The organism is Algibacillus agarilyticus (assembly GCF_003286125.1).
GTDB classification, from domain to species: Bacteria; Pseudomonadota; Gammaproteobacteria; order Enterobacterales; family Alteromonadaceae; genus Algibacillus; species Algibacillus agarilyticus.
In genome coordinates this window covers 1-23,551 of the sequence record NZ_QMED01000048.1, presented here as the reverse complement: position 1 = coordinate 23,551, position 23,551 = coordinate 1, and the positions used below count along the sequence as shown (strand labels likewise).

Below are 23,551 nucleotides of genomic sequence, written 5' to 3'. Positions count from 1 at the left end.
ATTCTCGAAAGAGAAGACCATGCTCTTTAACAATCAGGACAAAAAAGTAAATAAAGAAGTTCATCAGAACTTTAGTATTTGAAACAAGGCGCGCGAAAATGTCAAAAGACATGCAATCCGAGGACACCTTGGGTTGTATGGTTAAGTGAATAAGCGTACACGGTGGATGCCTTGGCAGTTAGAGGCGATGAAGGACGTGTTAATCTGCGATAAGCTTGGACGAGTTGATAAAGAACGTTGAGTCCAAGATTTCCGAATGGGGCAACCCACTCTATTATGTAGAGTATCTTGCACTGAATACATAGGTGTAAGAAGCAAACCCGGAGAACTGAAACATCTAAGTACCCGGAGGAAAAGAAATCAATTGAGATACCCTGAGTAGCGGCGAGCGAAAGGGGTTCAGCCGATATAATAAAGTCCAGCAGAACACTCTGGAAAGTTTGACCATAGTAGGTGATAGTCCTGTATGCGAAAGGCTTTATTATACATATTAAGTAGGACGGGACACGTGATATCTTGTCTGAAGATGGGGGGACCATCCTCCAAGGCTAAATACTCCTAACTGACCGATAGTGAACCAGTACCGTGAGGGAAAGGCGAAAAGAACCCCTGTGAGGGGAGTGAAATAGAACCTGAAACCGTGTACGTACAAGCAGTGGGAGCAGACTTGTTCTGTGACTGCGTACCTTTTGTATAATGGGTCAGCGACTTATATTTAGTAGCAAGGTTAACCGAATAGGGGAGCCGTAGAGAAATCGAGTCTTAACTGGGCGTCGAGTTGCTAGGTATAGACCCGAAACCCGGCGATCTATCCATGGGCAGGTTGAAGGTTGAGTAACATCAACTGGAGGACCGAACTCACTAACGTTGAAAAGTTAGGAGATGACTTGTGGATCGGAGTGAAAGGCTAATCAAGCCGGGAGATAGCTGGTTCTCCCCGAAATCTATTTAGGTAGAGCCTCGGACGAATACCATCGGGGGTAGAGCACTGTTAAGGCTAGGGGGTCATCCCGACTTACCAACCCTTTGCAAACTCCGAATACCGATGAGTACTATCCGGGAGACACACGACGGGTGCTAACGTCCGCCGTGAAGAGGGCAACAACCCAGACCGCCAGCTAAGGTCCCAAAGTCATAGTTAAGTGGGAAACGATGTGGAAAGGCATAGACAGCCAGGAGGTTGGCTTAGAAGCAGCCATCCTTTAAAGAAAGCGTAATAGCTCACTGGTCGAGTCGGTCTGCGCGGAAGATTTAACGGGGCTAAACTATGCACCGAAGCTGCGGATTTGAACTTAGGTTCAAGTGGTAGGGGAGCGTTCTGTAGGCTGTTGAAGGTGTGCTGTAAGGCATGCTGGAGGTATCAGAAGTGCGAATGCTGACATGAGTAACGATAAGGGGAGTGAAAAACTTCCCCGCCGAAAGATCAAGGTTTCCTATCCCATGCTAATCAGGGTAGGGTAAGTCGACCCCTAAGGTGAGGCCGAACGGCGTAATCGATGGGAAACGGGTTAATATTCCCGTACTTGAATAAACTGCGATGTGGAGACGGAGCAGGCTAAATCAGCGTGGTGTTGGTTATCCACGTGAAAGTAAGTAGGTTTGAAACTTAGGCAAATCCGGGTTTCTATAAGACTGAGATACGAGACGAGGCGCTACGGCGTTGAAGTGATTGATGCCATACTTCCAGGAAAATCCGCTAAGCTTCAGGTTTATTCGAATCGTACCCCAAACCGACACAGGTGATCAGGTAGAGAATACTAAGGCGCTTGAGAGAACTCGGGTGAAGGAACTAGGCAAAATAGTACCGTAACTTCGGGAGAAGGTACGCTGTTGTTTGTTAAACTTTTACAGTGTAAGCGAACGACAGTCGCAGTGACCAGGTGGCTGGAACTGTTTATTAAAAACACAGCACTGTGCAAAATCGCAAGATGACGTATACGGTGTGACACCTGCCCGGTGCCGGAAGGTTAATTGATGGGGTTATCTTCGGAGAAGCTCTTGATCGAAGCCCCGGTAAACGGCGGCCGTAACTATAACGGTCCTAAGGTAGCGAAATTCCTTGTCGGGTAAGTTCCGACCTGCACGAATGGTGTAATCATGGCCACGCTGTCTCCACCCGAGACTCAGTGAAATTGAAATCGCAGTGAAGATGCTGTGTACCCGCGGCTAGACGGAAAGACCCCGTGAACCTTTACTACAGCTTGGCAGTGAACATTGAGCCTACATGTGTAGGATAGGTGGGAGACTTTGAAGCAGCGTCGCCAGATGTTGTGGAGTCGACCTTGAAATACCACCCTTGTATGTTTGATGTTCTAACCTCGGACCCTAATCGGGTTCAGGGACACTGTCTGGTGGGTAGTTTGACTGGGGCGGTCTCCTCCCAAAGAGTAACGGAGGAGCACGAAGGTTGACTAAGTACGGTCGGACATCGTACGGTTAGTGCAATGGCAGAAGTCAGCTTAACTGCGAGACAGACACGTCGAGCAGGTGCGAAAGCAGGTCATAGTGATCCGGTGGTTCTGAATGGAAGGGCCATCGCTCAACGGATAAAAGGTACTCCGGGGATAACAGGCTGATACCGCCCAAGAGTTCATATCGACGGCGGTGTTTGGCACCTCGATGTCGGCTCATCACATCCTGGGGCTGAAGTCGGTCCCAAGGGTATGGCTGTTCGCCATTTAAAGTGGTACGCGAGCTGGGTTTAGAACGTCGTGAGACAGTTCGGTCCCTATCTGCCGTGGGCGTTTGAGAATTGAAAGGGGCTGCTCCTAGTACGAGAGGACCGGAGTGGACGAACCGCTGGTGTTCGGGTTGTATTGCCAAGTGCACTGCCCGGTAGCTACGTTCGGAATTGATAACCGCTGAAAGCATCTAAGCGGGAAGCAAGCCTTGAGATGAGTTCTCACTGACCTTTAAGGTCCTGTAGGGTTGTCGGAGACTACGACGTTGATAGGCAGGGTGTGTAAGCGTTGTGAGGCGTTGAGCTAACCTGTACTAATTGCCCGAGAGGCTTAACCATACAACGCCAATGTGGCTTTGGATAATTTGAGTGTTTTGTTTTTAGCTAAAGATTTGATGAATTTTACTTTTTTGTTTTTGATTGACGATTTTACGCCTGACGGCAATAGCATTGTGGCCCCACCTGATCCCATCTCGAACTCAGTAGTGAAACACAATAGCGGCGATGGTAGTGTGGGAGTTCCCATGTGAGAGTAGCACACTGTCAGGCACTTATTAAGATGAAGCCCAGTTTATGACTGGGCTTTGTTGTATCTGGCGTTTGGTTTTTTTTAGTTTTGTTTTAGTGGATTAAGCCGCGGGTTGCAAATTAGCTTGCTTGAATGCCTACCGACACATGATATCCGTTATCACGCTTTTGCTTCCTAATTGCTACCTTCTCTTTTTGATCCCGATCTTGTTTATTTACAAATTATTATTATCTTAATGATCTATTAAACTTGAATAAACTATTTATGCCACGATATTAAAGTACATAAATTTAATTTCGAGTTTTCATTTTGCAAAATATTATTGAACTTACACCTGACAATTTTCAGAAAGTACTAGCTGAAGATTCATTTTCTAAATTAGTTGTTGTTGCTTTTTGGGCTGATAGTGTCGCTGAGTCAGTGGAATATATGCCGACTGTCCAAGCTATTGCTGCTGAATATGCTAGCGATATCATTGTCGCGACTGTTGACTGTGTTAAAGAACAACAACTTGCCATGCAATTTGGTGTGCAGCATATCCCCACTCTTGCATTAGTAAAAGAAGGAAAGCCACTTGGAGGTTTACCGGGCCAACAGTCTATCGAACAGATCCGAGAGTTACTGACTCCTCATTTACCTAAAGTAGAAGATAATTTACTACAGCAAGCAGTTAGTTATATTGATGAGAGCAACTTTTCTGAAGCTTATACGCTTTTATGCCAAGCAATTGAAATTGCTCCTGAGCGAGTTGATATTCAAAAGAAATTAATTAACGCTTGTTTAAACATAGGCAAAGATAGTGATGCTGAATTATTGCTGCAGAACATCAAAATGGTCGATCAAGATGATGAATACCACTCTTTACTCGCTACATTAGAATTAAATAAACAAGCGGCTGATACGCCTGAAATAAAGGCATTAGAGTTGGCTATACAACAAGATTCTAATAACACTTCAGCGGTTGTTCAGCTTGCCATACAGCTGCACCAAGTTAAACGTGATGAAGAAGCACTTAATTTATTGTTCATCCTACTTAAAAAAGATTTAAGTGTAGAAAATGGTGAAGGTAAAAAAGTATTTATGGACATTTTACAAGCCGCGCCTGCTGGCGATCCTGTAGCAACTTCATTTAGACGCAAGCTCTATAGTTTACTCTACTAATTAGTGGCTTATTTTCAATGAAGTTAGACAGGGTCACATTCCTTTCTAATTTTTGGTTATGATCATGATGGTGATCTTGATTTAGTTTACGTAAATAAAGATGACGTTGGCATTTATTTAATAATGAAGGGCAGCAATATAATCGTCATCAATATATCGTGCTAAAGGTTGGTGATTCTCCTTCACGGAAAGCGATTTTTCGGGGGGCTCATAGAGTACTTACACCTTGTAGCCAAACTTACAAAAGAGTTGTGGGCGCAACATCAGCTGCTTTTTCACATAGTGTTAATCCATTTTTACACATGGGTTTAGGCGAATGTAAAAAATTGATCAAACTCAAGTTACTTGGTCAACAGGCGAAAAACTGGCTCTAACGATTAAAACATTTAATCGGATAGTCAATACTGTTTTTTTTTAAATTGGTCAACCAATAATAAGCTTTGATAATCGTCATTACAGCATCTATTTTTCAATAGATGCTACTTAAATTTCCTTGTTATTTTTTGTTCTGTTTTACCAATTATCTTTGGTTTTTCTTTTAATTCATCCTTAATTTCATGCCAATTGTTATTTTATCTTTTTTACTTGTGACACGAGTCTCAGTTGTTTAAGCAAAACCTGTATTAAACGATTTACCTGAAATATTTATGCTTTTATTTAGGTCGAGTTGTTTGGAAAATGATTTTTTCGAACTGTTACCGCATAAATTAAAAGGAGAAAGCTATGAATAGATCTCATTCTATTCTGTTGTTGGCTTGTTTCACGGGAAATCTATTTGCTGCACCCACTGAAATGCATTTACCCGATGCAATGAGCCAAGCATTAATTGATCAATCATCATTTAAAAACGCACCCGATTCGGACCGAATTTATATTGCCAGTTATGGCAAATTACAGTGGTCTACACTCTCTACTTTAAGCAATATATCTAGCGACTTTGGCACCGATTATCAATATGATTATCATGTTGGTGGTTTTTTATTTAGTTTATGGGGCGATGAAATCGACTCCGATAACGGTGGGTTTAAAGCAACAAATAGCGAGCTTATCGCAAGCCATAATGGATTAGCGCATAACGATGCACAAGCTTTGCCAAGCGGCAATTATGATAAAGTGATATTAGCCGAAGCTCCAAATGCGATAGCACATGAATGGGGTCACACTCCCCAATACGTTGCTAGATATGCCAATGAAATTAATAATGCTAACCCCCAGGCTCAAACTTATCTATTTCAGACGTGGCCAACGATTGAGTCACTAAACTTAGCTCAATGGCAAGAAAAAATTCAACGTTCGTTACCTAAATGGCAGCAAGTGCTAGCAACGGTTAATAATGAAAACGCACCCGATACAATTCAAGACGCGTTTTATTATCTATCAGAACATGATCGCCGCGAGTCTCATTTTCCTCATGTAGCATTAATTCCTGCGGCTAATGCATTATCTTTTTTATATGACGAATTTCAAGTTAACAATATCCCCCCTAACGGCCGTCCATTTGTTGCCGAGATTTTTAAATATCCTGACTTTTCAAACTATATTCCTAATGCAAATGGAGATGAAGAAGTTGGCTATCTCAGCCCAGAAGGTGAGTATTACATTAGTTTAATTACCTATGGTGCAATCTATAACAGGAGCCCGCTGGGGGCATCTCGTGATATTAGCTTCAATTATAGAGGTTGGAGCGGCTATAGTGATAAATTGTTTCCTAATACTCCTTACCCTGATCCCGCTGAAATCACAATTGATAAGGCAACCTATTATCAACAGTTAGCATGGCAGTTTTTGAGTCAATATTATCGATGGGATGCTGATGATGATACTGTTTTAGATCATCTTGATCTCTTTCCTCTAGACGCTGCAGAACATGCTGATGCAGATCTTGATGGTGTCGGCGATAATCAAGATGCTTTTCCTCTAGATGCCACTGAAACACATGATGCTGATAATGATGGTGTAGGTGACAACCGAGATGCTTTTCCTAACGACCCTAATGAATCATCAGATACGGACGGCGATGGAGTTGGCGATAACGGAGATGTGTTTCCTCTAGATGCCACCGAAACACATGATGCTGATAATGATGGTGTAGGTGATAACCGAGATGCTTTTCCTTTAGATGCAAGTGAAACACATGATACGGATGCCGATGGCGTTGGCGATAACGGTGATGTTTTTCCTTTAGATACTACCGAAACACATGATGCTGATAATGATGGTGTAGGTGATAATCGTGATGCTTTTCCTAACGACCCTAATGAATCATCAGATACGGACGGTGATGGGGTGGGCGATAATGCCGATTTATTCCCCAATAACCCGGCATTGCATACACATGTAGATAAAAAACACGTTGGTGATGTCTTTTTCATCGCAACGACTATTACCTCTAACAGCATGATGTCTATGTTCGAAAATGTCACGGATACGTTTGGGCACAATATGGATTATCGATATCAGCTGGCCTGGAATGATTCACTCTTTCATAGTTGGGGAGATAATTATAACCCTGCGGTTGATGATTTCACTTACGTAGGTGATGCGCCGTTACGTCATCGCCAAGGTAGTACACCTTATCGAGATTTTAATGGTTTAAGCAGTGGCAATTTTGATTCCTTAATTATTGCGGATAATTGGGATCATATCCGTTCCGGTTGGGGGCATATTAGTCGTTACACGGCTCGATTTGCAAATTACCAGCATCAAGCAAACCCTGGTGGTAAAACGTATTTAATGCAAACTTGGCCTTTTGTGCAAAATCAAGATTTGAGTGCTTGGCGTCAAAAAATAACGGATAACACCGACAGGTGGCAGCAAGTTGCTGATACCGTGAATGGTGTAATAGCGTCGAGTGACAGACCGGGTGCTTTTTACATTCCAGAACAAGATCGGGTTAGTGAAACGGTTGACGATGTGACTATTATCCCGGCTGGACTTGCTTTAGCTGCGCTTTATGATGCTTATCAAATCAATGATCTTCCACCCAATGGACGTGAATTTTTGTCAGAAGTCTTCAAATATCCTGATTTCTTTTATGAATGGAATGATGGAGATGGGACAAATTTGATTGGTAGCTTAAGCCCTGAAGGTGAATATTTAATTGCTTTAGTGACTTATGCAACCTTATATGAAGTGAGCCCAATTGGTGCCACGAACAATATTGCTTTTAATGGCATGGGTGAATTGGGTTATAACCCTGAGCAACATCCACAAACGCCATACCCGGCTAACAATCAATTACCGTTAGACAAAGCACAATATTATCAACGTATAGCTTGGCAAGTCGTCAAGTCTTATTTTGCATGGCCAGATAATCATGGGCAAACCGATGCTGATGGCGATGGCGTTATCGATGTGCGCGATGCTTTTCCGGCTGACCCAACTGAAAGTGTTGATTCAGATAACGATGGCATTGGCGACCAAACAGATTTGTTTCCCAATGAATTTTCATCTGAAACCGCTATTGCCTTAAGGATTCCTGCTGTTACTGCATCGGTGAGTTCAGAATCAAATGCCCATCAAATCCAATTATCTTGGCTTGAAACAGGGGCTGTTGAATACCGTGTTTTATATTGGTATGGAAATGAATCGCCGACTCAAATCACAACACAAAACTTGTCTATGACGTTATCCGCGATAACAGAGCTGGTTGGCTTAACTATTTTAGTTGAAGCCAGCGATGCTAAAGGTAATGCGGTATATAGCCAACCTATTTTTGTGGAGGGGATCTAATGAATATGTTAACTAAAATTAAACCGTCTTTTATCCATACCTGTCTTTCTGTATTTTTGATTGTATCTTCATGTGCCGTTTCGGCCGCCGACTATCCGCCGAATATAGATTATGGAGAACAGGGGGATTTCGTTGTTAAGCGCGGAGAGGCCTATGGCCGAACCGCTATTTTAATGCCAATTGGTCCTGTCATGATTAATTTACCTGAGTTTCCTGGCAGTAGCATGGTTAATATACCCGATGCGACTTCATTATTTGATGTAGCTAGAGATACTGCTTGGGATTTATCTGACCTGACAAACCCAACACTCATTCGCCAATTAAGTGAAGATGGCCAAAGCCCATCAATGCCTATTCATGCACATGCAACGGTAATTCGTGTTGACGAAGGAACGGCGACTCAACCTGGATTTGGCCCTCTTTTGTATGCCCGAGGTGCGGGGGATATTGGTTTTGATCCCTCGGCGAATAACTCAAATGAACAGCTTTTCATTGCCGATATTGATGGAACACAACGTTGGGGCTGGTGGGGTTATGATCCCATTAGTTACACTCATTTAACCGCGCCTTATTTTGTGCGAAATTATTGGGATTATAACCTTGATACCCAAGGTGAGATGGCTATACGCGATACCGCTAATATTGTTGACGATTTTCCTGATGATAGTTTTTTAGGTTATGGCCAGCGTCATGGGTGGTTAGGCGAAGTTAAAACACATTGGGATCATCTGGGTACAACGGGTGTTTCAGGTTTTAGCACTTGGTTAGGTAATTTACTGGTTGTCGCTTCAGACCAACAATCAACAGGTTTAGCGATATACGATGTTGCAGGTTTTCAAGAAGGCAGAGAGCCGCGCTTGTTGAGCGTTTATCAGCCACAATTAACAGAACCCAATGCCGGTAATGAAACTAATAATATTGGTATAGGTGGATATTGGGTTGAGTCATATGGTGCTAACAAAATGGTTTTCTCGGCCCGCGCGCGTGACAATGGGCCTCGAAGATTACACCCTGCCATGTTTATTGTTGATTTTACTAACCCGAGTCAGCCACAGTTGAGTTGCGAGCTTTATTTTGATTTAGATAAAAATGATACTCGTGATGGCGATGCTTCAAGCGATCCAATGTATGTTAACTTTCAAGACCAATACGCTTATGTTGACCACTTTAAAATTGATATGGATGCATGCGAAGCGGCTTATATAGATAAACATATTTCACCGGCCGAATTTGAGCAAATTGTTTATAAATTTAATGATATTGCGAATCAATGTGACTCAAGTCAATACTTCCGTCCATTAGGGCAGGTTGGTATTTTTGGTGGCTATGATTGGTGGGAAACCGATGATATAAATGAACAGGGCATGTGCTTTTTTGTAACTGATGATGAACCGGATACTCGTGCTCCTTATGTGGCAGGACACCGGCCATTAGATGGTCAAACCGATTACCCTATCGATGGATTAATTCAAATACATATTCCTGAAACACTACGCAGTGAAACATTAGTGGGGGCTGTTTCAGTTTATGAAAGTGAAACCAACCAAGCGGTCGCCTTTAGATTGCAATTATCACATACCGGTATTTTAGGTGTTTGGCCTGATCAATATCTTGCACCTAACACGGAATACACGGTCGATGTTTCAGGCATTCGTGATTTTATGGGCAATGAAATGGCTCCTTATTCATTTAATTTTATGACCGACAATGGCGATTTATTTAAACCAACATTGGGTGAAATAGGAGGTGAACCCAGTGATGTGACGCCTTCATATACCGGTGTACCGTATTTCCCTAATAAGTCGAGTCAGCTTGTTTGTCAACCTGATGCAGAAGACAATGATTTGTGGGTTGTTAATCCAGATAACGATAGTGTCTCCATTTTCTCTGTCGTATTAAATCCCAATGATTATACCAAAACGCATGAATTACGCCGTGAAGTAAAATTGTTATTTGAAAAGCCCACTTCAGTGAGTCAAATAAATGGACTTTTTGCCGTAACACATGCCGATGATGATAAAGTCGTTTTTTATAACGCAGATGGATTTCCACAATTTACGATTGATACGGGGCATGGTACTCACCCAATCGCATCAGTTGCAGATGGCTACAATTTATATGTTGCATTATATGGCAGTGGTGAAGTCGTTAAATTAAACGTGTCGAGAAAAGAAGTTTCACAACGGCTTGATGTAGGGCCAACACCAAAAGCAATGGCATTGTTTGCAGATCGTCTATTGGTGACTCGTTTTATTTCAACGCCAGAACAAGGGCAGGTTTATGATATTAATATTGCTCAAGAGATGGCGTTAACTCAAACAATCGCATTGAATAAACTACTGATCCCTGATGACATCTTTCATGGTGCCGGCGTACCTAATTATTTATCAAGTATTGTGATTAATGCTGATGGTAGTGAAGCTTATGTTACCGCCAATAAAGCGAATATTGATCGGGGCTTACAACGAAATGGTTTACCGTTAGATGACGACAATACTATTCGCCCGATGTTAGCGACAATTGATTTAATATCAGGCCTAGATATTAATATTGACCCAACTACACGAGAAGGTACGTTCGATTTTGATAATAAAGCGGACCCATCGGGTGTTACATTACTTGCTGATCCCAATATACGAGCTTACACCTTACGGGGGAATAACGTGGTTATGTTGAGCAACCAAGCGACCAATCAATCGGCATTAATTACAACGGGTTTTGCGCCCAGTGAAATGTGTACAACGTTACGTACTTTGTATGTTAAAAACTATACCGAACGCTCCATTACGGCTATTGATGTTGCTGATTTCATGCATAGTCAAACTATTCAGCTGCAAACAGAAACACTGCATTCTGTCACAGAAGAAAAATTGACAGATCAAGCCTTATTAGGCTTACAAACGTTTTATCATTCTGATATTCCCGCAATGGGACGCGAAGGCTACATGACTTGTGCTTCTTGCCATGCTGATGGCAGCCATGATGGTATGACATGGGATATCACGTCATTAGGTGAAGGTATGCGTAATACCTTGTCGCTTAACGGGGCGAGTGGTACGCGCTTTGGTAACCTGCACTGGTCGGCTAACTTTGATGAGGTGCAAGATTTTGAAATTCAACTGGAGCAATTAAATGGTGGTGAAGGGTTGATCCCCGATATCACGTTTTTAGCCGGCATGTCACCCTTAGATCATATTAGTGGTGGGCAGTCTGAGACATTAGATGCTTTAGCGGCTTATGTTAATGGGTTAGGCAAAGAAACCGTATCACGTTCACCTTATCGAGAGTATTCAGGCGAATTAAGTGCCTCGGCCTTAAAGGGTCAACAAATCTTTAATGAGCAAGGGTGCGTAAATTGTCATACGGGGCGCGCTTTTCGTGACGGTTTAACACATGATGTTGGTACCATTAAACAGAGCTCAGGGTCACACTTAGGTGGAGCTTTAACCGCTATTCGGACACCGAGTTTAATTGAGCTGTGGACGAGTGCGCCTTATTTTCATGATGGTAGTGCATTAACATTAGCCGATGTTTTTACGGAAGGTGATCATAACGTTGATATCACAGAGCAAGCGCAAAATGACTTAATAAACTATTTAATGTCGATAGACAGAGAATTGTATATTGATGATGAATAAGAGGCGTATTTGACGTTTTAACGTAAAATAAAAAACACCTTATCGATTAGATAAGGTGTTTTTTTGTTTAATATCGACGCTATTGTTGCGGTATAAATTAACTATTAGCCGGTAAGGCATAAGTTGCACCTTCACGTTCAAATGCTTGAATAAACTCAGGCAGTTCAATAACATGCTTAATTACGCGTTTTACATTATTACCGAGTGGAATACTTACATCATCAAATGCATTTCCCCAATTAGCATAAATGGCTATTAAATAATCAACAATGCTGGGTTCATTACCGAGTACAAATGTTTTCTCGGCTAAACGAGTATCAAGTATCTTCCATAAATCGGCTGTTTTACGGGCTAGGGCTTGTTTGAAGGCTTGCTTGTCTGGCCCCTCATTTAACAGCGCATTAACGGTAAATAACTTACTGTAAGCTGGGTGTAAGGTTGCATAATTAAATAATAACCATTGCTGAAATTCTTGATCGCCCCCATAAACTGCTGTATCGATATTATGCTGGCGAAATAAGTGTAATACGATTGCTGCACCCTCAGTAATAATGTAATTATCGTACTGTAATGCCGGTACTTGATTCGTTGCTACGCGCGCAGCGTAATCAGCGACGTCACTGCGGTTAACAACATCAACAGAGATATTTAATTTGTTCAATAGAATGTGGATACCTGTCGAACAACTCCCTGGGATTGAATAAAGTGTGTACATAGATTTACCTCTGATATTAAGTTTGGTTTTTATGTATAGTCTTCTCGCTCAGGTTTTAGGGTTCATTGTCATCACTTACTCTCGACTTTGGCTCCTGCGTCGTTCTAACACCTAAATCCATTTAGGCGGTCCCAATCACATAGTAGAGCCTATGCTCATGGCGTCTCGCCCCTTGCATGGATGCAGGTAAGGGGCGAGAGCAGGACGCGGTAGCTTTGACGGCTTTGCTGACATGGATGTAAGTACTTCGGTTTCGTCTGGCACTAGAAACCTGCCCCTAAAACCCGATCGCTTTGACTATAGTTCAGCGACTGACGTACCTTTAAAGCCCCAATTCGTTAAGGGCACTTCATCGATCACCACAAAGGTCGTTGCCGGATCTTTCCCTAAAACCGTTTGTAACATTTCAGATGTTTGCTTAATTAATGCTAATTTTTGCGCATCGGTGACGTTTTCATCTGTCACCTTTATATTGACGTAAGGCATGGTTTATTCCTCTATTGTAAAATGAAAGTTTTTACTTATGATCTGCCATTGGCCATCAGTTTTAATGAGGCTCAGTAGATCGGTAAAATGTTTTGGTTGTATTGTGCAAGAGACTTTAGCAAGCGCAGTATTAGGGCCTGCAAAATCGATTGATAAAATATGATCGTATCTTGGTGCGTGTAGGCTAGCAGGAGATACCCGTTGAGCTACAGCGTATAAATACTCTGGCAAAGTCCATAGAATAACGTCTGTTCTAGTCGCGCAAACATAATGAGATCTCGGATGAAAAACCTGATTGAGCCGTTTTACATCGGCATAATAAAGTCCATCAAAATACGTTTTAAGCAATTTACAAACTGCATCAAATGCCGGTTCCATTAATCATTATCCTCTGTGCTGCTTCGACGAAAAACAGTGTACAGCTTGCTTTTATGTTGATAAATTCACAGAAAAAGCACAATGAGTCTGCAAAAATGCACAGTTGGGATGATTTTAAATATTTTTTGAGTGTGGTCGAGACCGGCAGTTTTTCGGCCGCAGCGAAACAACTATCAGTCAATCATTCGACAGTGTCACGACGAATACAGGTGCTTGAATCTAGTCACGGTGTTCGATTATTAGAACGAACTCAATCGGGTTATCAAATGACAGAAGCTGGCGCTTCAATCTTTGAGATTGCACAAGACCTGAAAAATAGCACGTTAAAAGCGTCGAGGATTTTGCAAGGTAGAGATGCAAGATTAGAAGGCGAAATTAACTTAACAATGCCACATGATATTTTCGACTATCTATTAGTTTCACCCTTACGTGAGTTTGGTATTCTGCATCCTAATATTCAGTTTAATATGTTGGTCTCTAAGGGATTAAGAAACATGGCTAATCGAGAAGCGGATCTTGCTGTGCGTATAACGGCCAACCCACCTGATTATCTTATTGGTTCTAGATTGACTACTTTACAACATGCTTTTTATACCAGTGACGCCGTTAGTCTGGATAAGAAAACACCGTTAGTTGTTTGGGAAGGACAAAAAGAGCTTCCTCATTGGGCTAGTGAGCATTTTATCTCGCCATATATAGCCTTAAGGGTGGATGATTTAGCTTCAATGTACCGAGCTGTCAAAGCTGGATTTGGCATTGCCAGAATGCCTTGCTTTTTGCCTGACGCAATCAATTTAGAGGAACAAAAGCAATCGGGAACCCAATCATTAAAACGTATGAACATTGAGATCCCGCGGTCTAATTGGGGTGTTTGGTTACTTAGCCACGAAGACTTACGTAATTCAGCTCGTATAAATGCCTGCCGACAATTTATAAAAAAAACGTTAGTTAATAAAATTGATTTATTTACCGGAAAATATTCTGAAATTAGCACAATAAAATAAGTAAAAAATAAATGACCAACCGACATTTATATTTGTGTTTTTGTTTTATATTTTGTATACAGTTGACTAAGTTGTTTTTTGTTCACTTTTTATTTGATTTTTTATTTGAGAAAGAACCGATAAAAAGCTGACTACGAGTTAGCGGTTTTGCAATTTATCGTAAATACTCTTTATGTTGTTAATTAATTTATAAATGAAACTGGCTGAACTCTGGCCGAACAATGCCACATTAAGCAGTAAATGTGCCGGGATATAATTACATGCAAATACTTACCCAATTTAAAATACAAACACGGATTATATTTTTAGTTCTGATCCCATTAATTGTTACTTTTATGCTTTCTTTAGAACGTTTGAGCGATGCGAATGAAGAGCAAGATAAAATGCAATTACTCGATAATGTGCTTAACTATGCAGGTGTCGCATCCCCTTATGTTGCCGCTACATTAAATGAAGCTTTTTATACACGTTTATATATTGATAGTACCGATCAAAAAACATCACAATATAAACGAGCTTTGGAAGACGCTCGCCGTAAAGCGTTATTGCGTCAAAAACAATACGTAAAGTTTATCGATGATAACCGTGAAGCGCTTGCGCAATTTCAAGTGCTGAATACGCACATTCAAGCTTTAAGAGGCATGATAAAAAACTTTGCGGTATTGCGAAAAGCGGCGGATAAAAAAGTACACCTCTTAAAAGAAGGCGGGCGAGATGTACATACCATGTATGAAATGACCGTTATGATCCGTCGTTTGGTACTCACATTGAGCGAAATGGTGGTTATTGCATCACAAAATGAACAATTGGGTAAAATGTCGAATGCCTATTACAGTTTAATGTCTGCGAGTACGGAATCATCATTCCATAATAGCTTTGTTTTTAGCGCAATGAATAATCTTGATGTTTATATATATGGTGCCATTTTTAGAGGGGCAACTAAAATGCAAAGTGACCATGAATTATTCCAAAGCTTTGCCAGTCCTCAAGCTAGAGCTGCTTATAATAAAATGGTTAATTCTGCGGTCTATCAAACGGCAGAGAAAGTCGCCTTACAGGCTCGAACTAATATTTATCAAAATGTTAATAAACCACTGGTTATAGAAGGAAATATAGATTGGGATGAAACTACGGCCGATTTATTTCAACTTTACCAAGTAACGATTGATGCAGTGTTAACTGAGTTAATTGAAACCAAAAATATTTTGTTATCAGAATCAGAAGCTCAAGTTTATAAAACGCTTGGCATGATGCTAACGTTACTTGTTACGATATCGGTTATCTCTTATGTTATTGCGCATAGTATTACAAACCCACTGCGAGACTTTGTAAAAACGTTTTCAACGTTAGCGCGTGATAAAGATATGGAGTGCAATATACCGGTTGAAGGGAGTGACGAGTTAACGGAATTAACCAAGGCATTTAATTCTTTGCTTGATAGCTTTAGAACCACGTTAAAAGGTGTAAAAGCCGAAACTTGTGTGATAAACGAAGCTACCGCTTCTGTTGCGACATCCATGGACGAATCAGCGGCCTTATCTAATAACCAACTACAAGCAACCGATAGTATCTCAGTGGCGATTAATGAAATGGCTGCCACCATCAAAGAGGTTGCCGGTATGGCAACAAGCACATCTGATATTGTACAAAAAGCCTATGATATTTCGGTAGAGAGTTCTAAAAATGCCGAAACGAGCAAAACAATGATGGAAAATTTAACGGTTGAGTTAGGTAATACGAGCGATGTCGTTAAAAAACTTAACGAAGAAACAAACTTAATTGGCAATGTGTTAAATGTGATCCAAGGTATTGCTGAACAAACTAACTTATTAGCACTTAACGCCGCAATTGAGGCTGCACGAGCCGGTGAACAAGGCCGTGGTTTTGCAGTCGTTGCCGACGAAGTAAGAAGCTTAGCCGGGCGAACACAAGAATCTACTGAGCAAATTCGTAAGCAAATAGAAACACTGCAAAAAGGTGCAGAAGCGGCAACGCAAAATATGCTGACCTTGCAGGATGAAGGAACAAAAGCCGTTGAGATTGTATTAGAAAGCGCGAGTGCTTTTGGTGTAATGAAAGCTGAATTAGATACGATCACACAAATGGCGATTCAAATCGCTACCGCATCAGAGGAGCAAACCAGCGTATCGAATGAGATTAATGAGCGAATCATTAGTATTAGAGACGATACCGATTTGATCACGAGCAAAACAAATGAAACAACATTGACCGCACAAAACTTAAAAGACACAAGCGATCGCTTAAATGAATATATCAGCGAATTTAAAGGCTGTTAGATTTGAGTACAGTTTGTACTGAGTGGCTTGGGGGTAGACCCAAGTGACTTAGGTATATAAAAGAGCATATCAATTTACTTGATATGCTCTTTTGGGTTTAGGCTTGTTTCATTTTTGAATCAAGGCTAAAACCACCGGCACCTTTAGCGCAAAGGGCTAAAAATCCACCTGTCATTGCCACGTTCTTAAAGAAATGTATAAACTGGTTTTGATCGCCTAACTGCGCATGGAACAAAATGGCAGAAACAATGCAAAAACCGGCTAATAAGAACGCAACTATTTTAGTTTTATAGCCCAAGATGATTAACAAACTACCGAATATTTCAGTCATAATAGCAAGCGGTAATAACATAGCAGGTATGCCCATTGCTTCCATATATTGACCTGAACCCTCGTAATTCGTTATTTTACTCAAGCCAGAAAGCGCAAAAATAGCCGCTAAAAAAAAGCGTGAACCTAAGTCGAGTAAATCGTCTTGTCGTTTAAATAAAGTCATGAATTTTATCCTTTAAAAGCTAACAACGATTTTGCCACCGGCTTTGTTGCTATCGAGTAATTGATGCGCTTCTACAATATCGTCAACTTTAAATTCACTTGCGATAATACTTGGGATCGTCCCGGCGGCTATTTGTTGTGCAACCCAATTAAGCGGTGACTCATTTAAAGGCATTGCATCTGTGCCTAACATACCGCTACTGAAAAAGCTTAATTTGATTGTATTGGGTAAGTCACCCATTAAATTAAAGTTCTCGATGACAGGTGCGCCACCTAATAAACCGACAACCGTGACTTGTCCCCAAGGGCTGATCGCTTTCATTGAATCTTTAACAGTGGCGGCACCAACGACTTCTAAACACTTATCAACACCCGCTGGGTATAATGCACGTACTTGCTCGCTAATATCTCCATTATCAATAACCACATGGTCAGCCCCTAGGTCGCGTAAACGAGCTACACTTTCTGAGTTTCTGGTTGTCGCGATCACACTTAAACCTCGCGCTTTTGCATACGTTAAAGCTGCCATACCTAAGCCGGAAGTTGCGCCGCGTATTAATAAGGTTTCACCCGCCTGTATGCTCAAATTTTTATCCAGAGCGCCCCAAACGGTTAAATAAACTTCAGGTAATGATGCTAATTCGGCATCGCTTAATTGGCTATCAAGCGCGACAACATTCGATGCATTTACACAAATATATTCTGCGTAACCGCCATGCCGAGCAAACATCATGCCGCCCATCACCGTTGCTACTTTTTGGCCTACAACAAATTGACCACTTGGATCTTCAACCACTTCACCAACGGCTTCGATACCGAGTGCTTGACCGGGCACAAAGGTGCCATAGTTACCACTGCGGTAATAACTTTCGGCTTTGTTTAAACCAAATGCTTTAACTTTTATTTTTATTTCGCCATCAGCGAGCTGAGGCTGTTCTATTTCAACAACGTTTAATACTTCGGCATTACCGGGTTGCTGAGCTGTTACTGCTTTCATTTTTACTTCCTTTGTGGGTATGTTAAATGCACAGCCTAAGCTGTGAATTTGTTGATTATTATTTTTATGCTTTTAAAAAGGGTGTTGTGTTATTTATCGTGGCTGGTTAGTGGCAAATAAATACTGATGTATTCTCCATTCACCGGCTTCTTTCTTAAAAATAAAGAGCTCGTTATTACCTTCTATTACGCTGGCTTCATTTGCTAAAATTGTTGTTTTACCGGATGACGATGTTCGTCCCCACGCGGTATCACCTAATATTTCAATATCGTGCACTGTGAATTCAACGTTTAAATTAAGAGTATTAAACACATGGTTGTAAGCATTTTGAACCGCTTCGCGACCTATTTGAGCGGGCGCATGCTGCGGCATAAAAATAGGCTGTTGACTATAAAGTGCTAATACATCGCTTGTTTTACTGGTATTTAAAGCCGTTTCATATTGCTTAATAAGTTGTTTTATTTGGGTGGTATCGGTTTTGGCTACGCTCGAAAAGCCAAACAATAGGCTGATAAAAAGCGTGGCTACTTTGATGTAATTCATTATTTATATCCTTAAATTATATTTCTGTTGTACTATAATTATTTTACTTATGGATTATTAGTGGGTATTTTAGGGAATTAATTTCTCATATTTGGGATAATAGCTTTGGATCTAAATTCAGCAAAAGTGTTTGTGAGTGTGGTTGAACACGGCGGTTTTACCGCTGCCGCTAAAGCGTTGAATATGCCTATTTCGACGGTGAGCCGCCGCGTTGCAGAGCTAGAATTATCATTAAATATTCGTTTACTTGAACGGTCAACTCGGCAAATACGGTTAACCGAATCGGGCTCTACTTTATTTCACTTTATCTCTCGCGGATTAGTTGAAATGGAGGCTGGACTATTAGCACTACAAGAGAGAGAAACTGAGCTAAAAGGTGTGCTGAGATTGTCTACACCCCCTAATTTTGAACCTTGGTGGCATTTAATTGAGGCTTTTCAATCGGATTATCCAAACATCCAGGTTGATCTTTTAGTGACCGAAAAAAAATTAGATTTAATTGATGATGGCATCGATGTGGCGCTGCGTGTTGGTAAAGTTGAATCTCTTTCATCTGTCGCGAAACGTATTTTGCGTTACCGGCATGTGTTGATTGCCACCGCTGACTATTTGGCACAACAACAAGCAATAAACCAGCCTAGTGATTTAAAAAATGTGCCCATTGTGGCTTGGGCAAAAAAAGATCAACCCGTACATTGGCGTTTACCGAAAGAAACGCTCGTTTTTCAGCCTAAACTCCGCACTAACGATTATGCTCATATATTACACTTGGCTAGAACCGGTAAATACTTAACTGAAGTGCCCTTTTTTTTGGCTGCAGACGGTTTAAAGTCCGGTGAATTTATAGAGGTGTTGCCTGATTATCCTTTACCGCAATTTGATATCAATTTGGTGTATCCAAGTCGGAAACAGTTATCCAAAATAGCCCGAGTGTATATAGACTACGTGGTTAATAATATTGAAAAATACATTGATGTGCGCAATTACACTGGCTAATAGGTTCTTGGTTATTTAGCTAAACTGCAGAAGTCAGTAGTGCTTTATTTTCTAGCGCGGTTTTTGATAACATAAATTCAAGAATGTTGGCTTTTTTATCGATTCGGTCTAAAAAAATAACAGAAAATTCACCGTCGTTTGTTCTTATTTGAACCGACATTAACTGCCTTAATGCTTTTTCCGCGGGTTTGCTGTATTCGCCTGCGTATTTCCCCTTGTTGTTTAATGCTATTTTTAATAATTCGGCTGCTGTCATAACTTGATTTCCTCATGGTGAATTACTTTTACGAAGTAAAATATTACGCAATGATAATTGGCTGCTATATTTATATTTTAGCATAAGAAAATGGATACAAATCAATGAAGGCAACGATGCTAACAGGGTTTGTTATATTTATATTTTTAGGCTTAAGTAAGAGTCAAGCTTCAAGTTTAAAGTCGCACTACAAATTTGCATCGATAGAACACTTAATTGAACAAAAAGTGGGTTCAATTGTTTTGCAAAAAATTTACAGTAATATTTTTATCTCGATGCAGATCACGGCTCAGCCGGCCAATCGAGCGCAACTTAGTGCAGTGTCGGGCACTAAAGATGGCGAAGTGTTACGCATTTGGCAATATGGCGAAGAAAACCCGAGTTTAATACGTGTGCCGACACCTTATTATTATCTCGAAACCATGCCGTACGTGCTAAAAAACAGTGATATTAATATAACAACCCCTGAGCAATTAAAGACTTATTTTATTGGAAAAGTGCGTGGTGTTAAACATACTAATGTTATAACCAGGGGGTTTATTCGTTTGTATAACTCAGCATCGACTGAGGATATGTTTAATTTGCTAAACAAAGGGCGTATCGATATTGCGCTCACCAATACCCTTGACGGTGATCTTGTGTTAAAGCGTATGCAAGATAAATCAATTATGCACATGGCTAAACCGTTAAATGTTTTACCTTTATATCATTATTTACACCCAAGTCATTACAAACTCAGCCCTTTAGTTAATAACGAAATAAAACGTTTAATACAAACAGGTGATTTGGCAATATTAATTGAACAAGCCGAAAAAGAAGTGATCGGAAAAGAGTTAGCTAAATAAACCACTTTTTTGGCAAATTTTAAGATGGAAAAAACAATGACAGAGCACACTATTTTAATGGAAGGGATCTTTAAAAGTTCAATGCAAATCAGCTGTATTGATGCGCTTAATATCATCGCGTTGGAATGTGATGATAATATTTCACAGTTTGATGAAGCGCTTTCATTGATGGAATATTTATTTAACGCAAATGATATTTTGCTAGGCAGTGTATTTGAGGATCATGCAAATGAAGAAGTTTCATTAACGTGGTTTGGCCCCACAACCAAAATTGCACATCATCAACACCGGCTACCTTTTTCATCTTGTGAGCAACTCCCTTGGTTAATGGCATTGCTGAAAGGGCAAGATAAATATTTAAGAATAGAGCCGCAAGATCTCATCAAGCAATTCGGTTTGGTCTTCCCTGAAAACAATACCGTTACCTTAATCGCATTAAGAGCTAAAGGCCAGTTGGTCGGCTTTTTAGCTTTTTCATCAGTTAAAAATGACCGTGCAATTTGCGGTAGTTATGTGGCTTTATTTAATACGCTAAGGCTCGTTTTTTTCAATCGTCAGCAAAAAATTCAGCTTACGCATGATTTGCAAGCTCATCAACAAGTGATGGACTTAATGCCGCAACGCGTCTTTTGGAAGAATAAACGCTCTGTTTACCTTGGTGGTAACTTAGCATTTGCTAATGATGCTAATTTAACGTCGCCGGATGAATTAGTTGGTGTGACTGATTACGATATATTTCCTGAGCAAGCAGAGCTGTATCGTCGTGATGATGCTAATACAATGGATACACGAGTTCATTTAATTAACTCTGAAGAGCCGCAAACTCACGCTAATGGCCAAACTATTTGGTTACGCACTTCGAAGCGGCCCATTATTAATAGTTATAATGAGGTTATCGGCGTTATTGGCACTTACGATGACATTAGTGAACTTAAAAATATTCAAGCTGAACTTTCTCTCGCTAAAGAAAAACTCGAAGAACGTGTAATCGAACGAACTAAAGCCTTGTCTGAAAGTAATGTGAGGCTAGAAACTGCATTAGTTGATCTGAGCCAAGCGCAAGCGCATTTAGTTGATAAAGAAAAAATGGCCGCGCTAGGAGGGTTAGTCGCGGGTATTGCCCATGAAATTAACACGCCTGTTGGTATTGCCGTTACAGGATCAAGCCATTTAGTGAGTGTGGTTAATAAAATTCAAGCCGGGTTGAACGCCGGCTCGCTCACCAAGCTTAAGTTTGAATCATTTTGTGCTGAATTATCGACGGGTTGCGAAATTGTATTAAAAAATTTACAACGTGCCTCTGAGCAAATCAGTAATTTTAAACTGATTGCGGTTGATCAATCGCATGATACTCAGCGAAATATAAATGTAAAAAATTATATTGAGGGCGTTATTACAACGTTAAAGCCTAAACTACGCGCTTATCATGTCAACATCGATTTGCAAGTTACCCCAGCCGCGCTTGACGTTGTTTTATACCCAGGGGCTTTATCTCAAATTTTAACCAATTTAATTGAAAATACCTTGATCCACGCTTTTATAAATTCAAATGATGCTCAAGTTTCTATTCATGCTTTTGTTAACGCTGACAATCAATTTGAATTGTGTTTTAAAGATAACGGACAAGGCATGAGCGATGAGGTGCGTAAAAAGATATTTGACCCTTTTTACACCACCAATAGAGCAACAGGTGGCAGCGGGCTGGGTTTGCATATTATTTTTAATTTAGTGACGCAGCGTTTAAAAGGACAAATTGTTTGTTTAAGTGAACCCGACAAGGGCACTGAATTTAACATAACCTTTCCATTATGAGTCTTTGAATTAAATCCTTAAACTTTTGGCTCTGCTCTTGCTTGTGGCTAAATACTTCATAAGCGTATGATGAGTCGCAGTGTTCTGGTCAAGTCTAACCGGACACTTTTCTAAAGGAATGTTCATATTCAATTGGCGACTGANGAATGCAATCGCTCAACATTATAATATTTCATGTACTTTGCTACATCTTCTCTCATATGCAAACGGGTTGGTTGGGGTATTTTAAATAGCCAATCATGTTTTAAGCTACCAAAGAACCTCTCTACAACTGCATTATCCCAGCATGCCCTCACATCGCCCATGCTCGCTCGGCAGCCTAATTTTGTTAGTAAATTTCTAAACCCTGTACTCGTATATTGTGATCCACGATCACTGTGAAACACCACGCCTTTTGGCGGTTTACGTAAGTTATGCGCTTTAATCAACGCTTTTTCAACTAAATCTCGTGTCATACGCTTAGATATGTGCCAGCCAATAATACGGCGGGAATACAAATCCATAACAATCGCGAGATACAACCAACCTTCGCCTGTTTTCAAATATGTCACATCGCCTGCCCATACCTGATTTGGGGCTACGGGATTAAAATTCATGTTCAACAAGTTATCAGCGACGGCATCATTGTGTTTTCGTTTTGTCGTTACCTTGTAGGCAACCCGTTGAGTTACAAAGAGTTTTAATTGGCTCATTAACTTATTTGTTTTATAACGTGATATATCAAAGCCTTTTTTACGTAATGCTTTAGCCAGCTCTCGACTCCCTAGACTATTTCGACTGGCCTTGAATAATTTTTTGGCACATCGGTATAATCTTAATGTCTCAGCGCTAACAAGTTCACCTGGTCTCTTTAACCAAGCGTAATAGGCTGATGTACTCACTTGCATGACTTCACAGGCAAGTGAGACAGGGTATCGAGCATCAAGCTCAGCAATAAATGAATACCTTACTTCATTTCTTTCGCAAAAAAGGCTGAAGCCTTTTTTA

At 40.7% G+C, this 23,551-nt stretch carries 15 protein-coding genes, 2 rRNA genes and 1 pseudogene; 10 read left to right on the top strand and 8 right to left on the bottom strand.

Annotation, left to right across the window (positions count from 1 at the left end; genetic code table 11):
- Positions 1–139 precede the first annotated feature (139 nt).
- From DPX34_RS20720 to DPX34_RS20700, 5 genes are all read left to right on the top strand, one after another.
- Positions 140–3,019, top strand: a 23S ribosomal RNA gene (locus tag DPX34_RS20720).
- 95 nt (positions 3,020–3,114) lie between these two features.
- A 5S ribosomal RNA gene (rrf, locus tag DPX34_RS20715) occupies positions 3,115–3,229 on the top strand.
- Positions 3,230–3,518: 289 nt separating this feature from the next.
- Positions 3,519–4,370, top strand: a complete 852-nt coding sequence (locus DPX34_RS20710; RefSeq protein WP_111980334.1) for a tetratricopeptide repeat protein — start codon at positions 3,519–3,521, stop codon at positions 4,368–4,370.
- Between the two features lie 723 nt (positions 4,371–5,093).
- Positions 5,094–8,102 carry a thrombospondin type 3 repeat-containing protein gene (locus DPX34_RS22145; protein ID WP_232824827.1) on the top strand — a complete coding sequence of 1,003 codons (3,009 nt, stop codon included), beginning with the start codon at positions 5,094–5,096 and terminating at the stop codon, positions 8,100–8,102.
- Positions 8,102–11,740: an Ig-like domain-containing protein gene (locus tag DPX34_RS20700; protein ID WP_111980333.1), complete on the top strand. Its 3,639-nt coding sequence runs from the start codon at positions 8,102–8,104 to the stop codon at positions 11,738–11,740. Before DPX34_RS22145 ends, DPX34_RS20700 begins: the two co-directional genes overlap by 1 nt.
- Positions 11,741–11,837: 97 nt before the next feature.
- Here the strand turns inward: DPX34_RS20700 and DPX34_RS20695 are convergent, their stop codons facing one another.
- The 3 genes from DPX34_RS20695 to DPX34_RS20685 form a co-directional block, all read right to left on the bottom strand.
- Positions 11,838–12,455 (bottom strand): glutathione S-transferase family protein, encoded by a 618-nt coding sequence (locus DPX34_RS20695; RefSeq protein WP_111980332.1) that lies wholly within the window; start codon positions 12,453–12,455, stop codon positions 11,838–11,840.
- 297 nt (positions 12,456–12,752) lie between these two features.
- Positions 12,753–12,941, bottom strand: a complete 189-nt coding sequence (locus DPX34_RS20690) for a tautomerase family protein (protein ID WP_111980331.1) — start codon at positions 12,939–12,941, stop codon at positions 12,753–12,755.
- Between the two features lie 3 nt (positions 12,942–12,944).
- Positions 12,945–13,319, bottom strand: a complete 375-nt coding sequence (locus tag DPX34_RS20685) for a nuclear transport factor 2 family protein (protein ID WP_111980330.1) — start codon at positions 13,317–13,319, stop codon at positions 12,945–12,947.
- Between the two features lie 53 nt (positions 13,320–13,372).
- Between DPX34_RS20685 and DPX34_RS20680 the strand changes: the two genes are divergently transcribed.
- Both DPX34_RS20680 and DPX34_RS20675 read left to right on the top strand, forming a co-directional pair.
- On the top strand, positions 13,373–14,323 hold the full coding sequence (locus DPX34_RS20680; RefSeq protein WP_232824826.1) for a LysR family transcriptional regulator: 951 nt from the start codon (positions 13,373–13,375) through the stop codon (positions 14,321–14,323).
- A gap of 260 nt (positions 14,324–14,583) precedes the next feature.
- A complete protein-coding gene (locus DPX34_RS20675; RefSeq protein WP_111980328.1) occupies positions 14,584–16,620 on the top strand; it encodes a methyl-accepting chemotaxis protein in 2,037 nt (678 codons plus the stop codon).
- Positions 16,621–16,717: 97 nt separating this feature from the next.
- Here the strand turns inward: DPX34_RS20675 and DPX34_RS20670 are convergent, their stop codons facing one another.
- From DPX34_RS20670 to DPX34_RS20660, 3 genes are all read right to left on the bottom strand, one after another.
- Complete coding sequence (locus tag DPX34_RS20670; protein ID WP_111980327.1) at positions 16,718–17,116, bottom strand: DoxX family protein; 399 nt, start codon at positions 17,114–17,116, stop codon at positions 16,718–16,720.
- 12 nt (positions 17,117–17,128) lie between these two features.
- Positions 17,129–18,112, bottom strand: a complete 984-nt coding sequence (locus tag DPX34_RS20665) for a zinc-binding dehydrogenase (RefSeq protein WP_111980326.1) — start codon at positions 18,110–18,112, stop codon at positions 17,129–17,131.
- A 93-nt stretch (positions 18,113–18,205) separates the two neighbouring features.
- Positions 18,206–18,655 carry a YybH family protein gene (locus DPX34_RS20660; RefSeq protein ID WP_111980325.1) on the bottom strand — a complete coding sequence of 150 codons (450 nt, stop codon included), beginning with the start codon at positions 18,653–18,655 and terminating at the stop codon, positions 18,206–18,208.
- A 105-nt stretch (positions 18,656–18,760) separates the two neighbouring features.
- On the opposite strand from DPX34_RS20660, the gene DPX34_RS20655 reads away from it, so the two are divergent.
- Positions 18,761–19,651 (top strand): LysR family transcriptional regulator, encoded by an 891-nt coding sequence (locus tag DPX34_RS20655; RefSeq protein WP_111980324.1) that lies wholly within the window; start codon positions 18,761–18,763, stop codon positions 19,649–19,651.
- 19 nt (positions 19,652–19,670) lie between these two features.
- On the opposite strand, the gene DPX34_RS20650 is transcribed toward DPX34_RS20655, so the two are convergent.
- Positions 19,671–19,907, bottom strand: coding sequence for a hypothetical protein (locus DPX34_RS20650; RefSeq protein ID WP_111980323.1), 237 nt, complete (start codon positions 19,905–19,907; stop codon positions 19,671–19,673).
- 104 nt (positions 19,908–20,011) lie between these two features.
- On the opposite strand from DPX34_RS20650, the gene DPX34_RS20645 reads away from it, so the two are divergent.
- Both DPX34_RS20645 and DPX34_RS20640 read left to right on the top strand, forming a co-directional pair.
- Positions 20,012–20,752: a substrate-binding periplasmic protein gene (locus DPX34_RS20645; protein WP_111980322.1), complete on the top strand. Its 741-nt coding sequence runs from the start codon at positions 20,012–20,014 to the stop codon at positions 20,750–20,752.
- A 36-nt stretch (positions 20,753–20,788) separates the two neighbouring features.
- The gene (locus DPX34_RS20640) at positions 20,789–22,564 is read left to right on the top strand and encodes a sensor histidine kinase (RefSeq protein ID WP_198673774.1); all 1,776 of its coding nucleotides are present in this window, start codon (positions 20,789–20,791) and stop codon (positions 22,562–22,564) included.
- Between the two features lie 94 nt (positions 22,565–22,658).
- Here DPX34_RS20640 and DPX34_RS20635 read toward each other — a convergent pair.
- Positions 22,659–23,551: pseudogene (locus tag DPX34_RS20635) on the bottom strand (IS3 family transposase); the annotation flags it as partial.

Excerpts from the sequence above, each read along its gene's own strand:
- DPX34_RS22145 (WP_232824827.1), top strand. The coding sequence starts at position 5,094 with ATGAATAGATCTCATTCTATTCTGTTGTTGGCTTGTTTCACGGGAAAT.
- DPX34_RS20700 (WP_111980333.1), top strand. The coding sequence starts at position 8,102 with ATGAATATGTTAACTAAAATTAAACCGTCTTTTATCCATACCTGTCTT.
- DPX34_RS20695 (WP_111980332.1), bottom strand. The coding sequence starts at position 12,455 with ATGTACACACTTTATTCAATCCCAGGGAGTTGTTCGACAGGTATCCAC.
- DPX34_RS20690 (WP_111980331.1), bottom strand. The coding sequence starts at position 12,941 with ATGCCTTACGTCAATATAAAGGTGACAGATGAAAACGTCACCGATGCG.
- DPX34_RS20685 (WP_111980330.1), bottom strand. The coding sequence starts at position 13,319 with ATGGAACCGGCATTTGATGCAGTTTGTAAATTGCTTAAAACGTATTTT.
- DPX34_RS20680 (WP_232824826.1), top strand. The coding sequence starts at position 13,373 with ATGTTGATAAATTCACAGAAAAAGCACAATGAGTCTGCAAAAATGCAC.
- DPX34_RS20675 (WP_111980328.1), top strand. The coding sequence starts at position 14,584 with ATGCAAATACTTACCCAATTTAAAATACAAACACGGATTATATTTTTA.
- DPX34_RS20670 (WP_111980327.1), bottom strand. The coding sequence starts at position 17,116 with ATGACTTTATTTAAACGACAAGACGATTTACTCGACTTAGGTTCACGC.
- DPX34_RS20665 (WP_111980326.1), bottom strand. The coding sequence starts at position 18,112 with ATGAAAGCAGTAACAGCTCAGCAACCCGGTAATGCCGAAGTATTAAAC.
- DPX34_RS20660 (WP_111980325.1), bottom strand. The coding sequence starts at position 18,655 with ATGAATTACATCAAAGTAGCCACGCTTTTTATCAGCCTATTGTTTGGC.
- DPX34_RS20650 (WP_111980323.1), bottom strand. The coding sequence starts at position 19,907 with ATGACAGCAGCCGAATTATTAAAAATAGCATTAAACAACAAGGGGAAA.
- DPX34_RS20645 (WP_111980322.1), top strand. The coding sequence starts at position 20,012 with ATGAAGGCAACGATGCTAACAGGGTTTGTTATATTTATATTTTTAGGC.
- DPX34_RS20640 (WP_198673774.1), top strand. The coding sequence starts at position 20,789 with ATGACAGAGCACACTATTTTAATGGAAGGGATCTTTAAAAGTTCAATG.